At 72.1% G+C, this 22,953-nt stretch carries 20 protein-coding genes and 1 pseudogene; 5 read left to right on the top strand and 16 right to left on the bottom strand.

The annotated features are described in order from the left end of the window. Window positions 1-31: 31 nt before the first annotated feature. Window positions 32-1,153 carry an EamA family transporter gene (locus AC1DUE_RS12360; protein WP_477039720.1) on the top strand — a complete coding sequence of 374 codons (1,122 nt, stop codon included), beginning with the start codon at window positions 32-34 and terminating at the stop codon, window positions 1,151-1,153. Here the strand turns inward: AC1DUE_RS12360 and AC1DUE_RS12355 are convergent. The 3 genes and pseudogenes from AC1DUE_RS12355 to AC1DUE_RS12345 all read right to left on the bottom strand — a co-directional run. Further along, window positions 1,075-1,497, bottom strand: a pseudogene (locus AC1DUE_RS12355) (2-C-methyl-D-erythritol 2,4-cyclodiphosphate synthase); the annotation flags it as partial. The gene AC1DUE_RS12360 and the pseudogene AC1DUE_RS12355 overlap by 79 nt on opposite strands. Then, entirely contained in the window at window positions 1,494-2,225 is a 732-nt protein-coding gene (gene ispD, locus AC1DUE_RS12350; RefSeq protein WP_477039719.1) for a 2-C-methyl-D-erythritol 4-phosphate cytidylyltransferase, read from the bottom strand. The pseudogene AC1DUE_RS12355 and the gene ispD, both read right to left, overlap by 4 nt. Window positions 2,226-2,231: 6 nt before the next feature. Then, window positions 2,232-2,714, bottom strand: a complete 483-nt coding sequence (locus AC1DUE_RS12345; RefSeq protein WP_028046210.1) for a CarD family transcriptional regulator — start codon at window positions 2,712-2,714, stop codon at window positions 2,232-2,234. 223 nt (window positions 2,715-2,937) lie between these two features. On the opposite strand from AC1DUE_RS12345, the gene AC1DUE_RS12340 reads away from it, so the two are divergent. Further along, window positions 2,938-3,447 (top strand): hypothetical protein, encoded by a 510-nt coding sequence (locus AC1DUE_RS12340; protein WP_477039718.1) that lies wholly within the window; start codon window positions 2,938-2,940, stop codon window positions 3,445-3,447. A gap of 70 nt (window positions 3,448-3,517) precedes the next feature. On the opposite strand, the gene pstB is transcribed toward AC1DUE_RS12340, so the two are convergent. The 8 genes from pstB to AC1DUE_RS12300 all read right to left on the bottom strand — a co-directional run bounded on the left by pstB (window position 3,518) and on the right by AC1DUE_RS12300 (window position 10,499). Next, window positions 3,518-4,297, bottom strand: a complete 780-nt coding sequence (gene pstB, locus AC1DUE_RS12335; RefSeq protein WP_477039717.1) for a phosphate ABC transporter ATP-binding protein PstB — start codon at window positions 4,295-4,297, stop codon at window positions 3,518-3,520. A 24-nt stretch (window positions 4,298-4,321) separates the two neighbouring features. Next, window positions 4,322-5,272, bottom strand: a complete 951-nt coding sequence (pstA, locus tag AC1DUE_RS12330; RefSeq protein ID WP_477039716.1) for a phosphate ABC transporter permease PstA — start codon at window positions 5,270-5,272, stop codon at window positions 4,322-4,324. Between the two features lies 1 nt (window position 5,273). Next, window positions 5,274-6,173, bottom strand: a complete 900-nt coding sequence (gene pstC / locus AC1DUE_RS12325; protein ID WP_477039794.1) for a phosphate ABC transporter permease subunit PstC — start codon at window positions 6,171-6,173, stop codon at window positions 5,274-5,276. 33 nt (window positions 6,174-6,206) lie between these two features. Then, on the bottom strand, window positions 6,207-7,325 hold the full coding sequence (locus tag AC1DUE_RS12320; protein WP_477039715.1) for a phosphate ABC transporter substrate-binding protein PstS: 1,119 nt from the start codon (window positions 7,323-7,325) through the stop codon (window positions 6,207-6,209). A gap of 235 nt (window positions 7,326-7,560) precedes the next feature. After that, window positions 7,561-8,292, bottom strand: a complete 732-nt coding sequence (locus AC1DUE_RS12315) for a response regulator (protein ID WP_477039714.1) — start codon at window positions 8,290-8,292, stop codon at window positions 7,561-7,563. Beyond that, complete coding sequence (locus tag AC1DUE_RS12310; RefSeq protein WP_477039713.1) at window positions 8,289-9,497, bottom strand: sensor histidine kinase; 1,209 nt, start codon at window positions 9,495-9,497, stop codon at window positions 8,289-8,291. The genes AC1DUE_RS12315 and AC1DUE_RS12310 overlap by 4 nt, the downstream gene beginning before the upstream one ends. A 95-nt stretch (window positions 9,498-9,592) precedes the next feature. After that, window positions 9,593-10,075: a DUF1269 domain-containing protein gene (locus tag AC1DUE_RS12305; RefSeq protein ID WP_477039712.1), complete on the bottom strand. Its 483-nt coding sequence runs from the start codon at window positions 10,073-10,075 to the stop codon at window positions 9,593-9,595. A 22-nt stretch (window positions 10,076-10,097) separates the two neighbouring features. After that, window positions 10,098-10,499, bottom strand: a complete 402-nt coding sequence (locus tag AC1DUE_RS12300; protein ID WP_477039711.1) for a DUF7144 family membrane protein — start codon at window positions 10,497-10,499, stop codon at window positions 10,098-10,100. A gap of 300 nt (window positions 10,500-10,799) precedes the next feature. On the opposite strand from AC1DUE_RS12300, the gene AC1DUE_RS12295 reads away from it, so the two are divergent. Continuing rightward, the gene (locus AC1DUE_RS12295; RefSeq protein WP_477039710.1) at window positions 10,800-11,024 is read left to right on the top strand and encodes a hypothetical protein; all 225 of its coding nucleotides are present in this window, start codon (window positions 10,800-10,802) and stop codon (window positions 11,022-11,024) included. Window positions 11,025-11,156: 132 nt separating this feature from the next. After that, the gene (gene phoU, locus AC1DUE_RS12290) at window positions 11,157-11,822 is read left to right on the top strand and encodes a phosphate signaling complex protein PhoU (protein WP_477039709.1); all 666 of its coding nucleotides are present in this window, start codon (window positions 11,157-11,159) and stop codon (window positions 11,820-11,822) included. Window positions 11,823-12,161: 339 nt separating this feature from the next. Here the strand turns inward: phoU and AC1DUE_RS12285 are convergent, their stop codons facing one another. From AC1DUE_RS12285 to AC1DUE_RS12265, 5 genes are all read right to left on the bottom strand, one after another. Next, complete coding sequence (locus AC1DUE_RS12285; protein WP_477039708.1) at window positions 12,162-12,902, bottom strand: phosphoglyceromutase; 741 nt, start codon at window positions 12,900-12,902, stop codon at window positions 12,162-12,164. Window positions 12,903-12,945: 43 nt separating this feature from the next. Continuing rightward, window positions 12,946-14,250 (bottom strand): glycosyltransferase, encoded by a 1,305-nt coding sequence (locus AC1DUE_RS12280; RefSeq protein ID WP_477039793.1) that lies wholly within the window; start codon window positions 14,248-14,250, stop codon window positions 12,946-12,948. Between the two features lie 79 nt (window positions 14,251-14,329). Next, complete coding sequence (locus AC1DUE_RS12275; protein WP_477039707.1) at window positions 14,330-19,357, bottom strand: glycoside hydrolase family 3 N-terminal domain-containing protein; 5,028 nt, start codon at window positions 19,355-19,357, stop codon at window positions 14,330-14,332. 130 nt (window positions 19,358-19,487) lie between these two features. Continuing rightward, on the bottom strand, window positions 19,488-20,501 hold the full coding sequence (locus tag AC1DUE_RS12270; protein WP_477039706.1) for a lactonase family protein: 1,014 nt from the start codon (window positions 20,499-20,501) through the stop codon (window positions 19,488-19,490). A gap of 11 nt (window positions 20,502-20,512) precedes the next feature. Further along, window positions 20,513-21,667 carry an ROK family protein gene (locus AC1DUE_RS12265; RefSeq protein ID WP_477039705.1) on the bottom strand — a complete coding sequence of 385 codons (1,155 nt, stop codon included), beginning with the start codon at window positions 21,665-21,667 and terminating at the stop codon, window positions 20,513-20,515. Window positions 21,668-21,735: 68 nt separating this feature from the next. Here AC1DUE_RS12265 and xylA point away from each other — a divergent pair, with 68 nt between their 5' ends. Beyond that, window positions 21,736-22,923 (top strand): xylose isomerase, encoded by a 1,188-nt coding sequence (xylA, locus tag AC1DUE_RS12260; RefSeq protein WP_477039704.1) that lies wholly within the window; start codon window positions 21,736-21,738, stop codon window positions 22,921-22,923. Window positions 22,924-22,953: the final 30 nt, after the last annotated feature.

Below are 22,953 nucleotides of genomic sequence, written 5' to 3'. Positions count from 1 at the left end.
CTGAACAAAAGCCCGGACACACACTCGTCGCATGACCACCCGGGACCGCCTGCTCGCCGCACTGGTCGCCGTGCTCTGGGGCCTGAACTTCACCGCCATCCACCTGTCGCTGCAGCAGTTCCCGCCGTTCTTCCTCGTGGCGTTCCGGTTCGCCCTGCTCGCGGTCCCGACGCTGCTGCTGGTCCCCCGTCCGTCGGCGCCCTGGCGCTGGATCCTGCTGTACGGGACCGGGTTCGGCGTCCTGCAGTTCGTGTTCCTCTACCTGGCGATGGCCAACGGGATGCCGACGGGGCTCGCGTCGCTGGTGCTGCAGTCGTCGGCACCGTTCACGGTCGTCCTGGCGGCGACGTTCCTGCGGGAGCGGCTGACGGCCCGGCAGGGTGTCGGCATCCTGCTCGCCGTGGCGGGTCTGGGCGGCATCGCCGCGCACCGGGCAGGCCTGAACGGCGGCGCCACGCTGGTCCCGGTGCTGCTCACGCTCGCGGGCGGCCTGGGCTGGGCGATCGGCAACCTGGGCAGCCGCAAGGCCATGCAGGCCAGCCCGCACGAGCCCGTTCGTCTGCTGCTGTGGATGTCGGTCGTGCCGCCGCTGCCGATGCTGGCGCTGTCGCTGCTCATCGAGGGGCCTGCCGCGATCGGCGACTCGTTCACCGGTCTGACGAGCACCCAGGGCCTGCTCGCGCTCGCCGGGCTGGCCTACACCGTCCTCGTCGCGACCCTGTGCGGCGGCATGCTCTGGACCGGCCTGATGGGACGGCACCCGTCCAGCACCGTCGCCCCGTTCTCCATGCTCGTCCCCGTCGCCGGCATCGCCGCCTCGTGGTTCCTGCTGCGTGAGCGCACGAGCGTCATCGAGCTGGCCTGGGGCGCCCTCGTGCTGGGCGGCGTCCTGCTGGGCAGCACGCGGTCCCGGCGCAAGGCCGTCGCGACGAACGACGCGGACCAGCCGATCGCACCGCCGGCCGACGCGGAGGAGTCCGTCGCGACGACGAACCGCGCGGATCAGTCGGCCGCGACCACCAGCGCCGTGGCGATCGCCGCGACGCCCTCCCCGCGGCCGGTCAGCCCGAGCCCGTCGGTCGTCGTGGCGGACACGCTCACGGGCGCCCCGGCGGCCTCCGAGAGCGCCGCCTCGGCCTCGGCGCGGCGCTGACCGATCTTCGGCCGGTTCCCGATCACCTGCACGGCGACGTTCCCGACGACGAACCCCGCGGCGCGCACGCGCGACGCCGCCTCGGCCAGGAGGACGGCACCGGCGGCGCCGGCCCACTGCGGCTCGGACGTGCCGAAGTTCGACCCGAGGTCCCCCAGACCCGCGGCGGACAGGAGCGCGTCCGCGCAGGCGTGCGCGGCGACGTCGGCGTCGGAGTGGCCCTCCAGCGGCCGCTCCCCGGGCCACGCGAGCCCCGCGAGGTGCAGCACGGCACCCTCGGCGGGGTCGGCCGCGTAGGCGTGCACGTCGATCCCGATCCCGGTGCGGGGCAGGGCGGCGCTCATCGGTCCTCCAGCAGCAGCGTCGCCACGGCGAGATCGCGCGGCGTGGTGATCTTGGCGGCCCGCTCGTCGCCGGCGACGACCCAGACCCGTTCCCCGAGACGCTCGACCAGACCCGCGTCGTCGGACGCGGCGGTCGACTCGTCGAGGGCGTCAGAAGCGAACGTCTCGTGCGCCCGCCGCAGCAGCTCCGCCGAGAACCCCTGCGGCGTCTGCACGGCCCGCAGGTCGGCGCGCGGGACGGTCTCGAGCACGGGCTCGACCGAGCCGCCCGCCGACACCCGCTTGATCGTGTCGGTGACGGGCAGCCCGGGCACGACGGCGGCATGCCCGTCGAGGACCGCGTCGATCACGCGCGCGATCAGGGACGGCGGCGCCAGGGGGCGTGCGGCGTCGTGCACGAGCACCACGGAGAACTCCTCGGACAGCCCGTCGACGAGGGACGTCAGCGCCGCCAGCCCGGCCGCCACGGACGCCTGCCGCGTCGGCCCACCGGCGACGACCTGCACGTCCAGCCCGGTCAGGGCCTCGCGGACCGCGGACACGTGCTCAGCGGGCGCGGTGACCACCAGCGCCCGGACATGCTGATCGCCCGCCGCGCGTGCCGCCAGGAGGTTCCTGGCGGCGTGCACGACGAGCGACTGACCCCCCAGCGGCACCAGTGCCTTCGGGAGGGGATGACCCAACCTGCTACCGCTCCCGGCGGCAGTCAGGACAGCAGCGACGGTCACCTGGCGTCAGGACGCCAGGACCTCGTCGAGGATCGCTTCGGCCTTCTCCTCCTCGGTGTGCTCGGCAAGTGCGAGCTCCGAGACGAGGATCTGGCGGGCCTTGGCGAGCATGCGCTTCTCGCCCGCGGACAGGCCACGGTCGGCGTCACGGCGGGACAGGTCGCGGACGACCTCGGCCACCTTGATGACGTCGCCCGACGCGAGCTTCTCGAGGTTTGCCTTGTAGCGGCGGGACCAGTTGGTCGGCTCTTCGGTGTACGGGGCGCGGAGCACCTCGAACACGCGGTCCAGACCTTCCTGCCCGACGACGTCACGAACGCCCACCAGGTCGACGTTCTCAGCGGGGACCTCGATGGTGAGATCTCCCTGAGCGACCTTGAGCTTGAGGTAGAGCTTGTCCTCTCCGCGGATGGTCCTGGTCTTGATCTCTTCGATCAATGCCGCACCGTGGTGCGGGTAGACAACGGTCTCCCCAACAGTGAAAGTCATCTGCAGGTGTCCCCTTTCGCAGAGGGGTATCTTATCACGCGGAAATCCGGTCTTTACCGGACGTAGTACCCCGTCGCCGCAGGTCACGCGCTCGTCGTCGAGCCGACTCACAGCGCGGGCTCAGCGCCCCGCAGCCCTCGTCCCGGGCTACGCTTGCGCCACAGACCTGCTCACCCCGGCGGACGCTGCTCCGCCTGCAGTCCGACGCCACCCAGGAGTCACCGTGACCTCGCCCCGCCCCCGCACCCGCCGGTTCCGCACCGCGACCGGCCTGGCCGTCGCCGGTCTGGCCGCCGCCCTGACGCTCACGGGCTGCTCGGCCACGAACCAGATGACCACGGAGCTGGAGTACAACTCCTCCGACGGCACGGGCGGCCACATCGGCGACATCAAGGCGATCAACTTCCTGATCGCGTCCGAGGCCCAGGGCAAGCCGGGCGCCCTGCTCGGCGCGCTCCAGAACAAGGGCGGCGACGACCAGACGGTGACGATCTCGCTGGGTGACGACGACCAGACCGTCAAGGTGCCCGCGGGCAAGACCGTCCTGCTCGGCGCCCCCGGCGGCAACTCCGACACGGACGAGGAGATCGTCTTCGAGTCGGTCCCCGAGCCGCCCGGCGCGGTCGTGACGGTCACCGTCGCGACGAAGGACGCGGGCAGCGCCGACCTCGAGGTCCCCGTCGTCGACGGCACCCTGCCGGAGTACGCGGACGCGGTGCCGTCCGACAGCTGACCCGCACGACGAAGGGGGCCGGTCCATGGCGGACCGGCCCCCTTCGTCGTGCGTCGTGCTCGCTGTCAGGTCACCCGAAGCGGCCCGAGATGTAGTCCTCCGTGGCCTGCTCGCGCGGCGAGGAGAAGATGGTCGACGTCTCGTCGATCTCGACCAGGCGGCCGGGCTGCCCGGTGGCCTTGAGGTTGAAGAACGCCGTCCGGTCGGAGACCCGCGCGGCCTGCTGCATGTTGTGCGTGACGATGACGATCGTGTAGTCGTTCTTCAGCTCGGAGATCAGGTCCTCGATCGCGAGCGTGGAGATCGGGTCGAGCGCCGAGCACGGCTCGTCCATGAGCAGCACCTGGGGCTTGACCGCGATGGCGCGCGCGATGCACAGACGCTGCTGCTGCCCACCCGAGAGGCCGGAGCCGGGCCGGTTCAGACGGTCCTTGACCTCGTTCCAGAGGTTGGCGCTCTTGAGCGAGCGCTCGACCACGTCCGCGGCGTCGCTCTTGGAGATGCGCTTGTTGTTCAGCTTGATGCCCGCGAGCACGTTGTCGGCGATGGACATCGTCGGGAACGGGTTGGGGCGCTGGAACACCATGCCCACCTGCCGGCGGACCGCCACGGGGTCGACGTCGGCGCCGTAGAGGTCGATGCCGTCCATCGCGACGGACCCCTGGACGTGGGCGCCCGGGATGACCTCGTGCATGCGGTTGAGCGTGCGCAGGAAGGTGGACTTCCCGCAGCCCGACGGGCCGATGAAGGCGGTCACGGAGCGAGGCTCCACGGACATCTCCACACCGGCCACGGCGAGGAAGTCGCTGTAGTAGATGTTGAGGTCCTTGACGTCAATTCGCTGTGCCATGGTCGTCGATCTCCTTGTGGGGGCTCAGGCCCGGGTCTTGGGCGCGAACCAGCGGCTCACGCCGCGCGCCAGAAGGTTGAGCAGCATGACGAACAGGATCAGCACGAGTGCTGCGCTCCATGCCCGGTCGTAATTGATCGTCGGGATGCAGTCTTCGGCACCGGGGGCGCAGGGCACAAGGCCCGCCGCGTACTGCCGGTAGACGTACACCGGCAGCGTCATCATGTTGCCGTGGAAGGGGTCGCGGTTGATCGAGTCGGTCGCGCCCACGGTGATGAGCAGCGGGGCCGTCTCACCGATGACGCGGGCGATCGCGATCATCACGCCGGTCGTGATGCCTGCCACGGCGGTGCGGAGCACGACGCGGATGATCGTCAGCCACTTCGGCACGCCGAGCGCGAACGACGCCTCGCGCAGCTCGTTCGGGACGAGCCGCAGCATCTCCTCGGTCGAGCGGATCACGACGGGGATCATCAGCACCGACAGGGCGACGGCTCCGACGAGCCCGCTCATCGACTGCGGCCCGACCACCAGGTAGAAGAACGCGAAGGCGAACAGACCGGCGACGATCGACGGGATGCCCGTCATGACGTCGACGAAGAACGTCACCGCGCGAGCCAGGGTGCCCGACCCGTACTCGACCAGGTAGATCGACGTGATGATGCCGATCGGGACCGAGATGATCACGGTCAGCGCCGTGATGAGGATCGTGCCGAGCAGCGCGTGGTAGACGCCGCCCGCGTCCATGCCGCCGTAGACGTTCCGCATCGAGTGCGTCAGGAAGTAGAGGTCGAACCGGCCGAGGCCGTTGGTGAGCACGCTCCAGACGAGCGAGATGAGCGGGATGACCGCGAGCGCGAACGCGCCGTAGATCAGCCACTGCATGAACCGGTCCTTGCGCCGGCGCGAGCCGTCGACCCGGGTCAGGGCCTCGCGCAGCGAGGCGGCCTCGGGGGTGAGCTGTGCGGTGGCCACGTCAGTTCGCTCCCGAGAAGTCCTTGTTCCGCGCGATGATCGCGCGGGCTGCCAGGTTGACCAGCAGCGTGATGACGAAGAGCGCCAGACCGGTCGCGATCAGAGTCGACCGCCCGATGTCGTTGGCGTCGTTGAACCTCGCCGCGATGTTCCCCGCGATCGTCTGCTGCTGGCTCGCGACGAGCAGCTTGAACGAGTAGAGCAGCCCCGGCGACAGGATCATCAGGACGGCCATGGTCTCGCCGAGCGCGCGGCCGAGGCCGAGCATCGCGGCGGACGTGACGCCCGAGCGACCGAACGGCAGGACGGCCATCCGGACGAGCTCCCATCGAGTGGCGCCGAGCGCGAGCGCGGCCTCCTCGTGCAGGCGCGGGGTCTGCAGGAAGACCTCGCGGCTCACGGCCGTGATGATCGGCAGGATCATCACCGCGAGCACGATCGAGGTGGTCATCAGCACGCGCGGCGGGTTCGACGCGTTGCCCTGGGCGTCGCCGGCGAACAGCGGGATCCAGCCGAAGTAGTCGACGAGGAACTGCCAGACCGGCTGCACCTTGGGCGCCAGCACCAGCACACCCCAGAGGCCGTAGACGACCGACGGGATGGCGGCGAGCAGGTCCACCACGTATCCCAGGATCGACGCCATCCGGCGGGGTGCGTAGTGCGAGATGAACAGCGCGACCCCGACGGCGATCGGCACAGCGATGACGAGCGAGACGATGGCGGCCAGGACCGTGCCGAAGATCAGCGGCCCGACGACCGACCAGAGGTTGCCGCCCTGCGGGATCCAGGCGACCTCGGACGCGAGGTCGGGGTTCTTCAGTGCGGGCCACGCCTCGATGATCAGGAAGATCGCGACCGAGGCGAGGACGGCGAGGATGAGGATCCCCGACCAGACGGCCAGGTACCGGGGACGAGGACGTTGCGAGCGGAGCTGCTACTTGACCGCGATCGCGTCGATCGAGGCGAGGACGTCCGTGCGCAGCGTGTCCGAGATCGGCGCGGAGCCGGCTGCGGAAGCAGCCTGATCCTGGCCCTCGGCGCTCGCGGCGTAGTTCGCGTAGCCCTTGATCAGGTCGACCTTCTCCTGCGTGTCGTACGTGTTGCAGACGACCAGGTACGACACCAGGATCGCCGGGTAGGCGCCCGCGGCCGTGGTGGTGCGGTCGACGTTGATGACGATGTCACCGTCGGCCTTGCCCTCGGCGCGGGGCGAGGCGTCGACGGTCGCCGCGGCACCCTCGGCGGTCGGGGCGTTGAACTCGCTGCCGACACCGAGCGAGACCTTGCCGAGCGAGCCGACGGCGGACGCGTCCGCGTAGCCGATGGTGCCGGGGGCGGCCTGGATCGTCTGGACGACGCCCGAGGTGCCGTTGGCGCCCTGGCCGACCTGGACGGGCCAGGTGTTGGAGACCTCGTAGGTCCACACGTCCGGAGCAGTCTTGGACAGGTAGTCCTGGAAGTTCTTGGACGTCCCCGAGTCGTCGGAGCGGTGGACGACCGTGATCGGGCCGGACAGCGTCGCGTCCGGGTTGAGATCGGTGATGGCCGGGTCGTCCCAGGTGGTGATCGCACCGGAGAAGATCTTGGCGACGACGTCGGCCGACATGTTGAGCTCGGTGACGCCGTCGATGTTGAAGGCGACCGCGATGGGGCTCACGTAGACGGGCAGGTCGATCCCGGCGCCGCCGTAGCAGCGCTCGGTCGAGGAGGCGAGCTCCTCGTCGTTCAGCGCGCTGTCCGAGCCGGCGTAGTCGAGCGAGGAGTCGAGGAACCCCTTGCGACCCGCGCCCGAGTCGGAGGTCGTGTAGTTGACGGTGACGTCGGGGTTCGCGGTCTGGAAGCCGGCGACCCAGGCCTGCTGCGCCTTCTCCTGCGCGCTGGAGCCACCGCCGTTGAGCGAGCCAGACAGGGTCGAGGCGGGGGCCTCGGAGGAGCCGGTCCCGGCGGAGGAGTCGCTGTCGACCGCGTTGTCCGATCCGCAGGCCGACAGCGTGAGGGCGAGGGTGCCGACGAGGGCAACCGCCCCGATGCGGCCGAGGAGGGGAAGCTTCACTGTGGTCCGTCCTGTCGATCAATGTGCGCACCGATGTGTGCGCGGCGAGGCTGACGGTAGGAAGCGGACGTGACCGTCCGGACGGGATCGGGTGAACCCCAGGTGAACGGTGGCCGACGAGTGCCCTGCGATCGGCGGTTCGACCGCTGATTGTGTCCGTGGTCACAGGCACATTCGGGCCCGGGACGACGAACGCCCCCGTGCTGCTGCACGGGGGCGTTCTCGGTCGGGCGAGCTACTCGTCCTCGACGTCGTCCGCGAACTTGTAGCCCAGTCCGCGCACCGTCAGGACGAGGGCGGGGTTGCCGGGGTCGACCTCGATGCGGGCGCGGATGCGCTTCACGTGCACGTCGAGGGTCTTGGTGTCGCCGACGTAGTCCGAGCCCCAGATGCGGTCGATCAGCTGGCCGCGCGTCAGCACGCGCCCGGCGTTGCGCAGCAGCATCTCGAGCAGCTCGAACTCCTTGAGCGGGAACGCCACGAGCTCGCCGCGGACGCGGACCGTGTGCCGCTCGACGTCCATGCGGACCGGTCCGGCGACGAGCAGCTCGTCGTCCTCCAGGTCCGGCAGCGGCGAGGCGGCGGGAGCGCCGACCGGGACCGCGGTCTCCCGGCGACGCAGGACCGCGCGCACCCGGGCGAGCAGCTCGCGCGACGAGTAGGGCTTGGTGACGTAGTCGTCGGCACCGAGCTCCAGGCCGACGACCTTGTCGATCTCGTCGTCCTTGGCGGTGAGCATGATGACCGGGACGTCGCTGACGAGCCGCAGCCGGCGGCACACCTCCGTGCCCGGCAGGCCGGGGAGCATGAGGTCGAGCAGGACCAGGTCGGCGCCCTGCTCGTCGAACCGCAGCAGAGCGTCGGGGCCGGTCGCCGCGGTGACGACGTCGAAGCCCTCGCGCTCGAGCTGGTAGGCCAGCGGGTCGCGGTAGGACTCCTCGTCCTCGACGAGCAGGATCCGGGTCATGAGGCGCTCCTGCGCACGGGTGCTCCTTCGGGGCTGGCAGGCTGGTCAGGGATGGTGGGTGTCACGGCGGAGGCGACCTCGGCCTGCGGCAGGCGCAGCGTGAAGGTCGAACCGCGTCCGGGCTGCGACCAGACGGTGACGTCGCCGCCGTGGTCCGCGGCGACGTGCTTGACGATCGACAGCCCCAGGCCGGTGCCGCCGGTGTCGCGCGAGCGGGCCGGGTCGACGCGGTAGAAGCGCTCGAACACCCGCTCCTGCTCGGCCGCGCTGATCCCGATGCCGTTGTCGACGACCGCGATCTCGACGAGGTCGTCGACGAGCCGGACGCCGACGCCGACGTGCGCGGCCTCGCCCGAGTACGCGACCGCGTTGTCCAGGAGGTTGCGGACCGCGGTGACCAGCAGCTCGTGCTGCCCCAGGACGTGGGTGCCGTGCACCCCGCCGATGTCGAGCCGGACGTGCTTGGCCTCGGCGGCGGTGCGCGCGCGGTCGACGGCCTCGGACAGCACCGTGTCGACGTCCACGAGCCCGGCCTGGCCCAGCGCACCCGCCACCTGCAGGCGCGACAGCTCGATGATCTCGTGCACGAGCGCCGACAGCCGGGTCGCCTCGGCCTGCATGCGGCCCGCGAACCTGCGCACCGCCTCGGGGTCGTCGGCCGCGTCCTGCACCGTCTCGGCGAGCAGGGACAGCGCGCCGACGGGCGTCTTGAGCTCGTGCGAGACGTTCACGACGAAGTCGCGGCGGATCGCCTCGAGCCGGCGGGCCTGCGTCAGGTCCTCGGCGAGCACGACCAGGTGCTGGGCGCTGACCTGCGCGACGCGCACCTGGACCAGCAGCGTGCCTGGGCCGACCGGGCCGCGCGGCACCTCGAGCTCCTCGTCACGGATCACGCCGTCGCGTCGGACCGCGGCGATCATGTCGCGTATCGCTGCGGGCGCGATGCGGCCGTCCCGCACGATGCCGAGGGCGTGGGCCGGAGCGCTCGCCCGCACGACGCGGTCGCCGTCGTCGAGCACGACGGCGGCGGACCGCAGCACGGCGAGCGTGCGGACCAGGCCCTCGTCGAGCTCCGGGCCGGGGCCCGCCGGCGCAGGGCCGCGCTGGGCGCGCTCGCTCCAGCGGAACGCCAGGGTCGCCACGACGCCCACCAGCAGGCCGAGCCCGCCGGCGAGCAGCAGCGACATCCCCTCCACTCCGTCCACAGGACCAACCCTAGGGCGGGTTCCGGCATGCATCGGGCCGCGAACCCGCCCACGGCCTCTCCTGCCGTCGAGCGTTCACCGGGCGTTCACGCGTCTCAGCCGAAGGTCTCCATCAGCACGGAGCGCTCCGCCTCGGTCAGGTTCGTCGCGACGAGCGTCGAGTGCAGCCCGTGGAACCGCTCGCCGAGCCGGTCCAGGTCGCCCTCCTCGGTGACGGCGCACAGCAGCGACGTCCCGGGCGTGACCTGCTCGCGGATCGTGTTGAGCTGGTTCTCGTCGATCCCGACGGCGCTCATCGCCTTGGTGATCGCGCCCGCGGCCGCACCGACCGCGGCGCCGAGCAGCGGGACGAAGAACAGGCCGCCGAACAGCACGCCCCAGAAGGCCCCCCAGCCCGTGCCGCGCCACTTGTCCTCGTGCGAGTGGTGCATGTCGGGCTTGGCGGCGCCGTCGGGCCAGCTGATGACGGCGTGGTCGACGATCTTGACCAGGCGGTCCCTCGAGGCACCCTGCAGCGCCTCGGCGGCCTTCTGGGCACCGTCGGCCGTGTCGAACTTCCAGGCTGTGAACGTGGTCATCGCAGTTCCTCTCGTCGTGCTCTTAGCGGGTTGCCTTCTCGACCTCGGCGCCGTGCACGGTCAGCGCCCAGAGGATCACCAGGTCGACGACGATGATGACGAGCGACCAGAACGGGGTGGTCTGCAGCGAGACGAACTGCGCGACCAGGTTGAGCACGACCAGCACGATGGCCGCGATGCGGGCCGCGGCGGCGCCGGAGAACAGATACAGGCCGACGACGACCAGCAGCGCCCCGAGGATCACGTGCACCCATCCCCACGCGGACACGTCGACGACCGCGACACCGTCGTTCGTCCACGACAGCACGTTGTTCGGCGACAGCGCGGCGGCGAAGCCGGCGACCAGGTTGAACAGGCCGACCGCGAGGATGCTGAACGCGGCGAACCAGACCCAGCCGACCCAGGCCGTGACGTTGCGGGCCATGCGCGATGCTCCTTGTTCTCAGAGGGCGGTGATGCCGTCGATCACCGGCGTGGCGCCGATGACGAGCTGCAGGACACCGACGATGACGGCGTTGTCGTGGTGCATCAGGTCGTGCTCTCGTCGAGCAGCCGCCGGGCTGTCGTCGACGCGATCGCCGAGGCGCCCACGGCACTCCCTGCTCTCGACCGGCTCACCCGCGACGGATGACTCAGCCGACGCTAGTGGCTATCTCACCCCTGAGGGGCGAGCCGCGCACATCGACCTCTCGGGGAGGCTGGAGGCCTGCTCCGTGGGGGTCCCGTGCTCTACCACATCCGCATCGCCGGGCCTCAGGCCGTCGTCGACCAGCACAGCGACCGCCTGGGGTCCTTCGACATCGTCAGCGCCCCTGTCGGGGACGAGACGGTGCTGTCGTGCCGCCTGCCGGACACGGTCGCCCTGACCGGGCTGGTGGCGCTGCTGCACGATCTCGACCTCCCCGTGACCGAGATGGCGATGGTCCCGGACATCGACGACGTACCGTGATCTACGCCGGATTCGTGCGGAGCTCCCATGCAACGGCCGTCGTCCGTTCACCTGGGTGGGACCCTTCGTTCATCTACCGATGCCAACCTGACCCACGCGGGGCACCTGCCCTCGCAGCACGAGAGGGAGCACATGCGGGACATCTTCGACGCCGAGCTGCACCAGCTCGGCGAGGACCTGGCGGCGATGAGCGGCAAGGTCGAGCACGCCATCACGAACGCGGGGATCGCGCTCCTGACCGCCGACCTCGCCCTGGCGGAGACGGTCATCGCCGACGACCTCGACATCGACGCCATGGAGCGCGACCTCGACGAGCGGTGCGTCCTGCTGCTCGCGCAGCAGCAGCCGGTCGCCACCGACCTGCGGATCGTCGTCTCGGCGCTGCGCATGAGCGCGTCGCTCGAGCGCATGGGCGACCTGGCTCGCCACGTCGCGCAGGTCGCCCGGGGGCGCTACCCCCGGCACGCCGTGCCGCACGCGCTGTCCGGCACGTTCGCCGAGATGCACGACGCCGCCGTCCGCGTGGCTCGTCGCACCACGACCCTGCTCACCAGCCGTGAGGTCCTCCTCGCCGAGAGCATCGAGCAGGACGACGACCTTCTCGACGAGCTGCACGAGGACACGTTCGCGGCCCTGCTGGGCGGCTCGTGGGCCGGGACGACGCAGGAGACCATCGACGTCACCCTGCTCGGCCGGTACTACGAGCGGTTCGGCGACCACGGCGTCTCCGTCGCTCGTCGCGTGACCTACCTGGTGACCGGTGTCGGCCGCCAGGAGCTCGACCGCACGGCCGGCTGACACCTCCGGTCGGCCGGCGCGGGGGTCGCGCGGGCCGACCGGTTGCTCCGGTCCGGGTCTGCCCGGGCTGGGCAGGCCGACGCACCGGTCCCGAGGGGGGACCCGGTCGCCGGCCGCGAGAGCGGCAGCTCCTCACGAACGCGGCACCTGCTCGTGCCGCGTCGGTGAGGAGCTGCCGCTCTCGGTCGTCGCGGCGGGTGGCTTCCGAGCAGTGAGCACCGGACGTCCGAGCAGGTGCAGGTCAGGGCACACGTCTGCTCGGACGTGAGTGGTGGGAAAACAGCAACGTCCGCACTCGTGGGCGCAATAGGACCCACGAGTGCGGACGTTGCGACGGGTTCAGCGGCCCTGGTTGGCGACGGCCTTGATGGCCTCCGCCGCTGCCTCGGGGTCGAGGTACGTCCCGCCCGGGTTGGTGGGCTTGAGCGTCGTCTCGTCGAGCGTGTAGAGCAGCGGGATGCCCGTGGGGATGTTGATCCCGGCGATCGTGCCGCTGTCGACGTCGTCCAGGTGCTTGACCAGGGCGCGGATCGAGTTTCCGTGGGCCGCGACGAGCACCGTCTTGCCGGTCTTGAGGTCGGGGACGATGTCCGACTCCCAGTACGGCAGCGCGCGGTTGAGCACCTGGTCGAGGGCCTCGGCGCGCGGGATCGGCTCGCCGGCGTAGCGCGGGTCGCTGTCCTGCGAGAACTCCGAGCCCAGCTCGATGTCCGGCGGCGGGAAGTCGTACGAGCGGCGCCAGAGCATGAACTGCTCCTCGCCGTACTCGTCGAGCGTCTGCTTCTTGTCCTTGCCCTGCAGGGCGCCGTAGTGCCGCTCGTTCAGGCGCCAGGAGCGCCGGACGGGGATCCAGTGGCGGTCGGCGGCATCGAGCGCGAGGTTGGCGGTCGTGATGGCGCGGCGCAGGAGCGACGTGTGCACGACGTCGGGCAGGACGCCCGCGTCCGTGAGCAGGGTCCCGCCGCGCTTGGCCTCCTCGATCCCCTTCTCGGAGAGGGGCACGTCGACCCAGCCGGTGAACAGGTTCTTCGCATTCCACTCGCTCTCGCCGTGGCGGAGCAGCACGAGGGTGTAGGTCATGCTCGCCATCCTGCCCCAGAGCGTTCGGGCGTGAGCAGGGCTATCAGACCCTGGACGCCCGGATCTCGCCGGCCACCGAGTAGACCTTGAGCATCTGGTCGGCGGTCGTCGACCAGCCGAACCGCTCGGCCACCCGGCGTGCGCCCACCGCGTACGTGGCGCGCAGGGCCTCCGACGCCAGCACCTCGGAGAGCACGTCGGCCCATACCGCGGGATGGTGGCCGCGCACCAGCCGACCGGAGACGTCGTGGTCGACGATCGTGCGCAGCCCCCCGACGCAGGCGGCGACGACCGGGATCCCCGAGGCCTGCGCCTCCGCCGCGACCAGCCCGAAGGACTCGCTGCGCGACGGCATCGCCACGACGTCGGCGGCGTGGTACCAGCGGGCGAGCGCGTCGCGGTCGGCGGGCGGGTGCACGATCACGTCGTCGGCGACCCCGGTCATCGAGGCGAGCGCGAGGAGCTCGCGGACGGCCGACGTCCTGCCCGAGGGGCCGCCGAGCACCACGAGCAGCGGGACCGGCCGGCCGGTGGCCTTCAGCACGCCGAGCGCGCTGACCAGGACATCCGGGGCCTTCAGCGCCTGCACGCGGCCGGCGAAGAGGACGATCTGGCGGTCGAGCGGCAGGCCGAGCGCGCGCCGGGCCTCGGTCCGGTCCCCGGGCACGAACCGGTCCAGGTCCACGCCGGGCTCGACGACGTGCACGCGGTCGGGGTCGGCGCCGTAGAGCTCGACCAGCTCCTCGGCCTCGACGGGCGTGCTGGCCACGAGCGCGTCGGCGTCGGCGACCACCTGCTCCTCGCCGATCACGCGCACGTTCGGTTCCGCCAGGTCCCCGGGCGCCAGCGACGCGTTCTTCACGCGGGCCAGCGTGTGCGCGGTGTGCACCAGCGGGACCTCCCAGCGGTCGGCCGCGATCGCGCCCACCTGCCCGGACAGCCAGTAGTGCGAGTGCACGACGTCGTACCAGCCGGGCCGGCGCGCGGCCTCGGAGCGCAGGACGCCCGCGGCCATCCCGCACAGCACACCGGGCAGGTCGTTCTTGTCGAGCCGCTCGAACGGGCCGGCCGGCACGTGGTGCACCAGGATCGGCGGGACCACGCCGGCCTCGACCTCGTCGGCGAGCAGGACCTCCCGCTCCTCCTCCGGCGACAGTGCGCGTCCCGCGGCGTCGGACCCGGAGAGCGTCACCGTCTCCGCCTGGTCCGACGAGGTGGCGCGCGTGAAGATCTCGACGCGCGCACCCCGGGCGGCCAGCGCCCGGGACAGCTCCAGCACGTAGACGTTCATGCCGCCCGCGTCCCCGGTGCCCGGCTGCTCGAGCGGTGACGTGTGCACCGAGAGCATGGCGACGCGGGGTGCGTAGGTCACGGGGGCTCCTGTCAGGGGACGGGTCGGCCTCCATTCTCGCTCAAAGAGCCGCGGCTCACCGCACGATGAGCAGGTGGGGTGAGGCGACCCACGGCAGGTAGGTGCCGTCCCCGGAGTAGGTGACGACGACCACGGCGGTCTTCGTCGAGGTCGCGAGGGGTATGGCGGCGTCGCCGGAGGGGTCGAGCGCGACCGTCCCCTTGCGCATCCCGTTCACCCAGACGGTGACCGACCCGGTCGGCTCGACGCCCGCGACACCCGTGACCTGGACGTGGACGACCTTCGGGTCGGAGCGGCCGACCGACCAGTCCGTGCCGTCGGTGCGCACCGCGGGCAGCGTCCTGGTCACCGTGAGCGTGCGGGCCGTGGCCGACGAGCCCAGGATCGGCGGGTCGCCGTCCGGGACGCCCCCGTAGACGGCCGTGATCGTGTGCCGGCCCACCCCGACCGTCGCGGGCAGGGGCACCCGGACCGTGCCGTCGGCGGTCAGCTCCCCGGTGGCGACCGTGGACCCGTCGACGAGCACCTGGACCTGGCCCGTCGGCGTGGCACCTGGAGCGGTCACCGTGACCTTGGCGGACACCGGCAGGCCGAAGACGGTGAGTCCCGACGAGAGCGACAGGGCGGTGGTCGACGCCACCGGCGCCGTCGCCGAGAGGCCGAGCACCCTGGCCAGCAGCGCGACCGCACCACGGCCGTCCCCGGACATCAGCGCGTGCTCCGCGTCCGCCGACAGGGCGGCGGCGTCGGGCACCGCGGAGCCCGCGACCATCGCCTGCTGGGCGAGGTCACGCGCGAGGGATACGACGAGGCCCGGGTCGTCGACGGCGTCCGCCGCGTCGGCCAGCAGCGGCAGGGCCTGGGCGGCCCTCGCCGGGTCGAGCGCGTCGCCCGTCCAGATCGGCGCGTCGAGCACCGCCTGGACCTCGGGCTCGGTCAGCCCGTCCAGGCGAGGCCGCTGCGCGTCCGTGCGCAGGCCCCAGCCGTACGCGTACAGCGGCGCGTAGGTGGCGTCGCCGACGTTGATCGGGACCTGCTCCGCGCCGGCGGGCCACGTGACGGGGAGCCGTCCCGTGAACGGCTGGTCGCCGAACAGGACGTCTGCCACGCCCGCGCCCTCGGAGCCCGGCAGCCAGGAGGCGACGAGCCCGTCGATCGCGTCGAGCTTGTCGGTGACCAGCTGCGGGCGGCCCGAGACGACGAGGACGACGCACTCCACGGCGGCGCAGACGGTGTCGATGGCCGACCGGTCCGCCGCGCTCAGCGACAGGCTCTTGCCGTTGTTGCCGACGTCGCCCTGCCCCTCCGCATAGGGCGTCTCGCCGACGACGACGACCCCGACCGTCGCGTCCCCGATCGGGGCGGACGCGTCCTGGGAGAAGGTCACGTCCGGCGCCTGCTCGCGCAGCCCGCCGAGGATCGTCGTGCCCGGGATGATCGCGCCCGAGGACCCCTGCCAGGACACCGTCCAGCCGCCCGCCTGGTTGCCCAGGTCGTCGGCGTTGGAGCCCGCGACGTAGATCGACGCGTCCTTGGCCAGCGGGAGCACGCCGTCGGCGTTCTTCAGCAGCACCTGCGACTCGGCGGCCGCCTCACGGGCCACCGCGCGGTGCTCGTCGGAACCCACGTCCCCGGCCAGCGACCGGTCCGCGAACGGCTCATCGAACAGGCCGAGCGCGAACTTCTGCGTGAGGATCCGCCGGACCGCGTCGTCGACCCGCTCCATGCTGACGGCGCCCGAGCCGACGTTGTCGGTCATCGTCGACAGGAACGTGCCGAAGTTGTACGGCGCCATCGCCATGTCCAGGCCAGCGTTCACCGACCGAGCGGCCTTCTCGCCGTACGTGCCGCCGGGCAGCTTGTCGATGCCCTCCCAGTCGCTGATGAGGAACCCGTCGAACCCGAGGTCGCCCTTGAGCAGGTCCGTGTTCAGGGCGCCGTCCTCGTGCATCCGGACCGGGTCCGAGCCGCCGATCGACATCGCCGAGTAGGACGGCATGATCGACCCGACGCCCGCGGCGATGGCGGGTTCGTAGGGGTCGACGAAGAGGCGTTGCAGCTCCTCCTCGGACGCCACGTACGTGATCCCCTGGTCGATCGGGTACCCGGACCCCGCCTGCGACGGCTCGTAGCGCGTGCCGCCGTCGCCGAGCCAGTGCTTGGCGGTGGCGAGCACCTTGTCGGGGCCGGAGAGGTCTGCCGGGTCGTGGCCCTGGAGGCCGGTGACCGCCTCCGCCGAGAGCGCCGACACCAGCGCCGGGTCCTCCCCGAACGACTCGTACGACCGCCCCCAGCGCTCGTCGCGCGTCACGCACAGGCACGGCGAGAACGCCCACTGGACGCCCGTGGCGCGGACCTCCTGCGCGGTGACCTGCTGGACCCGTTCCACCAGCCCGGGGTCGCGGGCGGCGCCGAGACCCTCGTTGTGGGGGAAGACCGTCGCGCCGACCACGTTGTTGTGCCCGTGCACCGCGTCGACGCCGTAGAGGATCGGGATCTGCAGGCGCGTGGACAGCGCCTCGCGCTGGAACCCGTCGACCATGTCGGCCCAGCCGGCGGCGGTGTTCTGCGACGGCACCGATCCGCCGCCCGAGAGGACCGAGCCCAGCGCCAGGTCCGCCACCTGCTTCGGCGACGACAGCCCGAGGCGCTCGGCCTGGGTCATCTGGCCGAGCTTCTCGGCGAGGGTCATGCGGCCGAGGAGATCGTCGACGCGCTCCGCGGTCGGCCTGGAGGCGTCGAGGTAGGTGGCGCCGACCGCGTTGAGCACGACGCGAGGAGGCGTGCCGACGACCGCGCCCGTGGCGGTGAGGACCACGGACAGGGTGCGCGCCTCGTCGACGGCCGCCGTCTCGTGCGTGACGACGTCGATCGTCTGCGTCGCGCCCGAGGCCGTGCCCGCCGGGAAGTCGAGCGTGCCCGAGAAGGCGTCGTAGTGGGTGCCCGCCTCGGCGGTGCCGTCGCCGCCCGCGTAGGCGACGGACACCGGTGCCGTCAGCGGCTGGCCGTCGGTCGTCGTGAGGACCACCGCGACGTGGGCCGTCTCGCCGGGGTCGACGAGGACGACGTCGGTTCCGCCCGCGACCGTGGCCGTCGGCGCAGGGACCGCGGAGCCGTAGAGCTGCACGTCGTCGACGGCCCAGCCGACCGGGGTGGCCGTCCCGGGCACCATGGTCAGCGCGTAGCCCCACGCCGACGTGAGGTCGAGGGTGCCGTTGCGCGTGGCCGCGTCGCCGGGCTGGTAGCCGCTGAGGCCGAAGGCCGAGAACGGGATGTCGACGATCTTCCAGCGGCTCCCGTCGGACGACCAGTTGTCCTGGAACGTGGCAGCCCACAGCTCGGAGTGCTCGCCGTCGGGTCCGCCGTCCTTGAGCTCGACCTTGATGTCGTCGCCGGCCGTCGGGCTGGCCGGGCGCGTGTTCTGCGACGCGTACCAGGCCAGGCGGATGCCGCGGAACGAGCTCCAGTCCTGGCCGGCCGAGAGGTTCTGGCTGTAGCCGCCGTACCCGCCGGACGGGATCTGGTAGCTGCCGGACAGCACGTGGTTGCCGGCGGGCAGGCCCGGGCGCTCCTGCGTCGTGACCCCCAGGCTCACGAGGTCTGCCGACGAGCCCCACGTGAAGATGCCGACGGTGGACCCCGGCGCCGCGAGCGGGACGTCACCCTCGGCGTCCTCGATCGTCGTGACCCGGTCGTAGAGGCCGAGGTCGTCGAAGGTCCACGCGCCTGCGCCGAGGTCGGTGAGCGTGACCGCGAAGCCGGTGCTCGCGGTCGGGTCGAAGCGCGCGTCGGAGGCCGGGTCGCCCTTGAGCCGCAGCTGGGAGAACGCGACGTTGACCTGCCGCCAGCCCGCGGAGTCGTCGACCACGGACCGCTCGAACAGCTGGCCGCCGCTCTTGAGCTCGTACCGCAGCAGCCCCCCGCCACCGGTGCCCAGGAACCAGAACGTGAAGCCGTCGTGCGCCGACCAGTCGGTGGCCGCGATGTCGTGGGTGAAGCCGAACCAGTCGCCCGGGTTCACCGGGCCACCGACGGTCGCGACGAGGCCGTTGCCGGTGCGCGCGGGACCCGGGCTCAGCACCGGCGTGACCGGCGCGCTGATGCCCCAGGTGGTGTAGCCCGCGGGCACGCCAGACTCGAAGTCGTCGAGCAGGGTCACCGCGCCGACGTCGGGCAGGTCGCCGTGCGGCGTGATGGTGACGACCGTGGTGGTGCGGCCGCCGAGCGCGAGCCCGCCGGTCGGCTCGGACAGGGTCAGCTCGACCGTGTGCACCTGGCCGAGCGGGCCGTGGTCGACGGTCGGGACGCTCACGCTGCCGCTCGTCGAGCCCGGCGCGAAGGTCACCACCTCGTCGACGGCCGTGTAGTCCGTCCCGGCGACACCCGTGCCGCCCGTCGACGTCACCCGCACGCTCGTCTCGACGTCGGCGGCCGTCGCCAGGATCACGGGCACCTCGGCCGTCGTACCCGCAGGGACGGTCGTGCCGGCGTTCCCGAAGACCGCGCTGACCTGCGACGGCGTGCCGTAGACCTCGAGGGAGAACAGCGAGTAGCCGTACCAGTGCAGCTGCGCCGGGTCCCACGTGAAGCTGGTCCGGTGGTTCATCTGGATGCGGACGTAGCGCGCGTCGGCGGGCGTCGCCAGGGCGACCGCGTCGGTGCCGCCGTCGCCCGCGGGGTCCGTCGCCACGGTCGTCCACGACGCCGGGTCGTCCGGCGCGGTCGTCGCGACCTGCACGTCGTAGTCCGCCGCGAACGCCGCCTCCCACGCGAGCACGACCTGGTCGACCGCTGCGACCGAGCCGAGGTCGACCTGCACCCACGCCGTGTACGGGACGTCCTCGTCGGGACCGTTGCCGCTCGCCCACCGCGTGGCGGGGTCGCCGTCGATGAGCGCCGACGGCGGGAACGTGCCGTCGCCGTCGGACTGGAACCTGTCGGCGGTCGCCACGCCCGTCAGGGCCAGGTCGCCCGGCGCCGCCGCTGCCGGCGGGGCGATGCCCACCAGCGAGAGCGGTACCACCAGCGCGGCCGCGGCGAGGCTGGCGGGGAGACGGAACGGACGCTCGGCCTGACGACGCACGGTCACTCCCTCGTGACGTGGCCGGGCGTCGTTGCTCGGCCAGCACCGCGGGGAGGCGCTCCGGGTGGGGCGTCGGCGCCCCGCCGCGCGAGCGTCTCGAGCGGCTGTTCGTCAGACAATCACAGAACGGTCACGGCCGCACAGGAAGCACACAGGCGGGCGACGGCAGCGGCCACGAGCCGCGGACCGAGCCGTCCGCGGCCAGCACCGCGAGGTCGCTCGAGACCTGGTCGGCCACGACCGTCCAGCCGTCCACGACCTCGAAGTGGCGGGGCCAGCTGCCCGGCAGCGCGTGGTCCGCGACGTGCTCGAGCAGGCCATGGTCGGTGGTGCGGAACTCCGCCAGGACGTCGGCCGTGCGGGTGCCGACGAGGAGCCGACGACCGTCGAGCAGGACGTGGGACGGCAGGGCGCCGGCGACGGGGGTCTCGATGGCCGGCAACGTCTGGACGGGCGTGCCCGTGCCGGTGGCCGCGTCCCAGGCCAGCACGCGGACCGTCACGTCGAGCTCGCCGACGACGTAGGCGAACCGGCCATCGGCGGAGAACGCGAGGTGGCGCGGGCCCGTGCCCGGCTCGAACGTGACCGCGATGCCGTCGTCGCGCAGGCCCTTGTCGTCGCGACGGTAGCGCCGGATCTCGTCGGTCCCCAGGTCCACCACGAGCACCCAGCCGCCGGGCGCGTGCGCGACGAAGTGCGCGTGCGGTCCCTCCTGGCGCTGCGGGTGCGGGCCGCCGCCGACGTGCCCGAGCATGCGGACGTCGCCTGCGAACCCGCCGGTCCCGTCGAGCGGCAGGACCGCGAGCGAGCCGCTGCTGTAGTTGGCGACGAGCAGGGCACCGCCGTCGGAGTCGAGGAGCAGGTGGCACGGGTCGGCGCCGCCGCTGGGCACGACCTGCCGCTGCACGAGCGAGTCACCGACCACGTCGAAGGCGGTGATCGTGCCGTCCGCCTGCTCGTTCGCGGCGTACAGGACCGACCCGTCCGCGCTCAGCGCGAGGAACGACGGGGACGGGGTCTCGACGACCTGGCGGGCGTCCTGCACGGCTCCGTCGACGAGGTCGACCCGCCAGATCCCCTCCCCGAGTCCGACCGGGGTGCCGGCGCCGGCGACGGGATAGGTACCGATCCAGAGGCTGCTCACGGGGGACGAGCCTACGTGCGCTCACCCCTGAGCCACCGTCCCGGGTCGGCCAGCACGCCGCCCAGCACGGCGAGCGCGGCGCCCGTCATGGCGGGGTAGGCGCCGGCGCGGGCCTGCGAGACCGTGAGCGGTGCCCACGGCGCGAAGATCACGGAGGCGTCGAGCTGCTCCTGGACCGCCTCCCGGACGTGCTCGAACAGCCGGCCGAAGGTGCCGCCGAGCACGACCTCGTCGACGTCGACCACGTTCACCGCCGCCGAGAGCGCCACGCCGAGCGCCCTGCCCGCCTGCTCGACCGACTCCTGCGCGCGCCGGTCGCCGGCCTCGAGGGCCGCCAGGAGGGCGTCGACGCGTCCCGTCGGCTCGATGCCCGCGTTGCGCAGCATGGCGTCCTGGCCGGCGAGCTCCTCGAGCGAGACCCCGTCCACGCGGATGTGCCCGATCTCGCCGCTCCACCCGCGCCGGCCGCGGAAGAGCTCGCCGTCGAGCACGAGCGCGCCACCGATGCCGACCTCGCCGGACACGTACACGAACGATCCGCCGCGGCGCGCGTGCGCCTCGGCTCGCGAGGCGAGGTTGGCCTCGTTGGCGAGCCGCGTGGGATTCGCGCGGGCCCCACCGTTGCGGCCGTTCTCGCCGAGCAGCGCGACGATGTCGATGTCCCGCCAGCCGAGTCGCGGCGCGATCCGCAGCGGTCCGGTGACCCGGTCGACGAGCCCGGGCAGGGCGAGCACGGAGCCGGCCACGGCGACGTCACCGAGGGTCGCGACGGCGTCGTCGGCGATCTGCTGGAGGCGGTCGAGCACGGTCCGCGGGTCCGAGTCGCGCAGGTCCTCGAGCTCCACGTGCTCGGCCAGCACGTCTCCCGACAGGTCGAGCACGAGGACGCCGAGGTAGTCGACGTTCACCTCCATGCCGAGCCCGGCCACCGTCCCCCGCTGTGCCACCAGCGGCACCGCCGGGCGGCCGGCCCGCTGCGTCTGGGTCGGTTCGAGCTCGCGGATCAGTCCCGCCTCGACGAGCTGGTCCACCAGGCCGGTCACGGTCGCCCGCGCGAGGCCGGCCTGAGCGGCGACCTGCGCGCGCGAGAGCGGTTGGGGCGCCTCGACGATCATGCGCAGCGCGACGGCGAGGTTCTGGTCCCTCATCTGCTCCTGGCGCGCCATGGGGTTGACCTTAACGGTATTCGGGGATAAATTCATCGCGTAAACCAATCTCGATGAGGAGACACGACATGGCACTGCAGCCCACCCCGGAGGACAAGTTCTCGTTCGGCCTCTGGACCGTCGGCTGGAACGCTCAGGACCAGTTCGGCAGCGCCTCGCGGCCGTGGCTCGACCCCGTCGAGTCCGTGCACCGCCTCGCCGAGCTCGGCGCCGCGCACGTGACGTTCCACGACGACGACGTCGTCCCGTTCGGCTCGTCGGACGCCGAGCGCGAGAAGATCCTCGACGGCTTCCGGTCGGCGCTCGCCGAGACCGGCGTGACCGTCGAGATGGTCACCACCAACACCTTCAGCCACCCGATCTTCAAGGACGGCGCGTTCACGTCGAACGACCGTCGCGTGCGCCGCTACGGCCTGCGCAAGGTCGTCCGCAACGTCGACCTCGCCGCGTCGCTGGGCGCGTCGACCTTCGTCATGTGGGGCGGCCGCGAGGGCGCCGAGTACGACTCCGCCAAGGACCTATACGCCGCGCACGAGCGGTACGCCGAGGGCATCGACACGGTCGCCGCCTACATCAAGGAGAAGGGCTACGACCTGCGCATCGCGCTGGAGCCCAAGCCCAACGAGCCCCGCGGCGACATCCTCCTGCCCACGATCGGCCACGCCCTCGCGCTCATCGCGAAGCTGGAGCACGGCGACATCGTCGGCCTGAACCCCGAGGTCGGGCACGAGCAGATGGCCGGCCTCAACTACACGCAGGGCATCGGCCAGGCGCTGTGGGCCGGCAAGCTGTTCCACATCGACCTGAACGGCCAGAAGTCGATCAAGTACGACCAGGACCTGGTGTTCGGGCACGGCGACCTGTTCTCCGCGTTCGCCACGGTGGACCTGATCGAGAACGGCTTCCCGTCCGGCGGCCCCACGTACGACGGTCCCCGGCACTTCGACTACAAGCCGTCGCGCACGGAGGACGCCCAGGGTGTCTGGGACTCGGCGGCGGCCAACATGTCGACCTACCTCCTGCTCAAGGAGCGCGCACAGGCGTTCCGCGCCGACCCCGAGGTGCAGGCGGCACTCGAGGAGTCCGGCGTCTACGAGCTCGCGCAGCCGACGCTCGCCGAGGGCGAGACCCTGAGCGACCTGCTCGCCGACACGTCCGCGTACGAGGAGCTGGACGTGGACGCGGTGGCCGCGCGCGGCTTCGGCTTCGTGCGCCTCAACCAGCTGGCGCTCGAGCACGCCCTCGGCGCCCGCTGACCGGGAGGCCGTCACCTGGGCCTTCAGGTG

The sequence above is a fragment of the Cellulomonas sp. P4_A2 genome (genome assembly GCF_056402515.1).
This window is presented reverse-complemented; position numbering and strand designations above follow the sequence as displayed.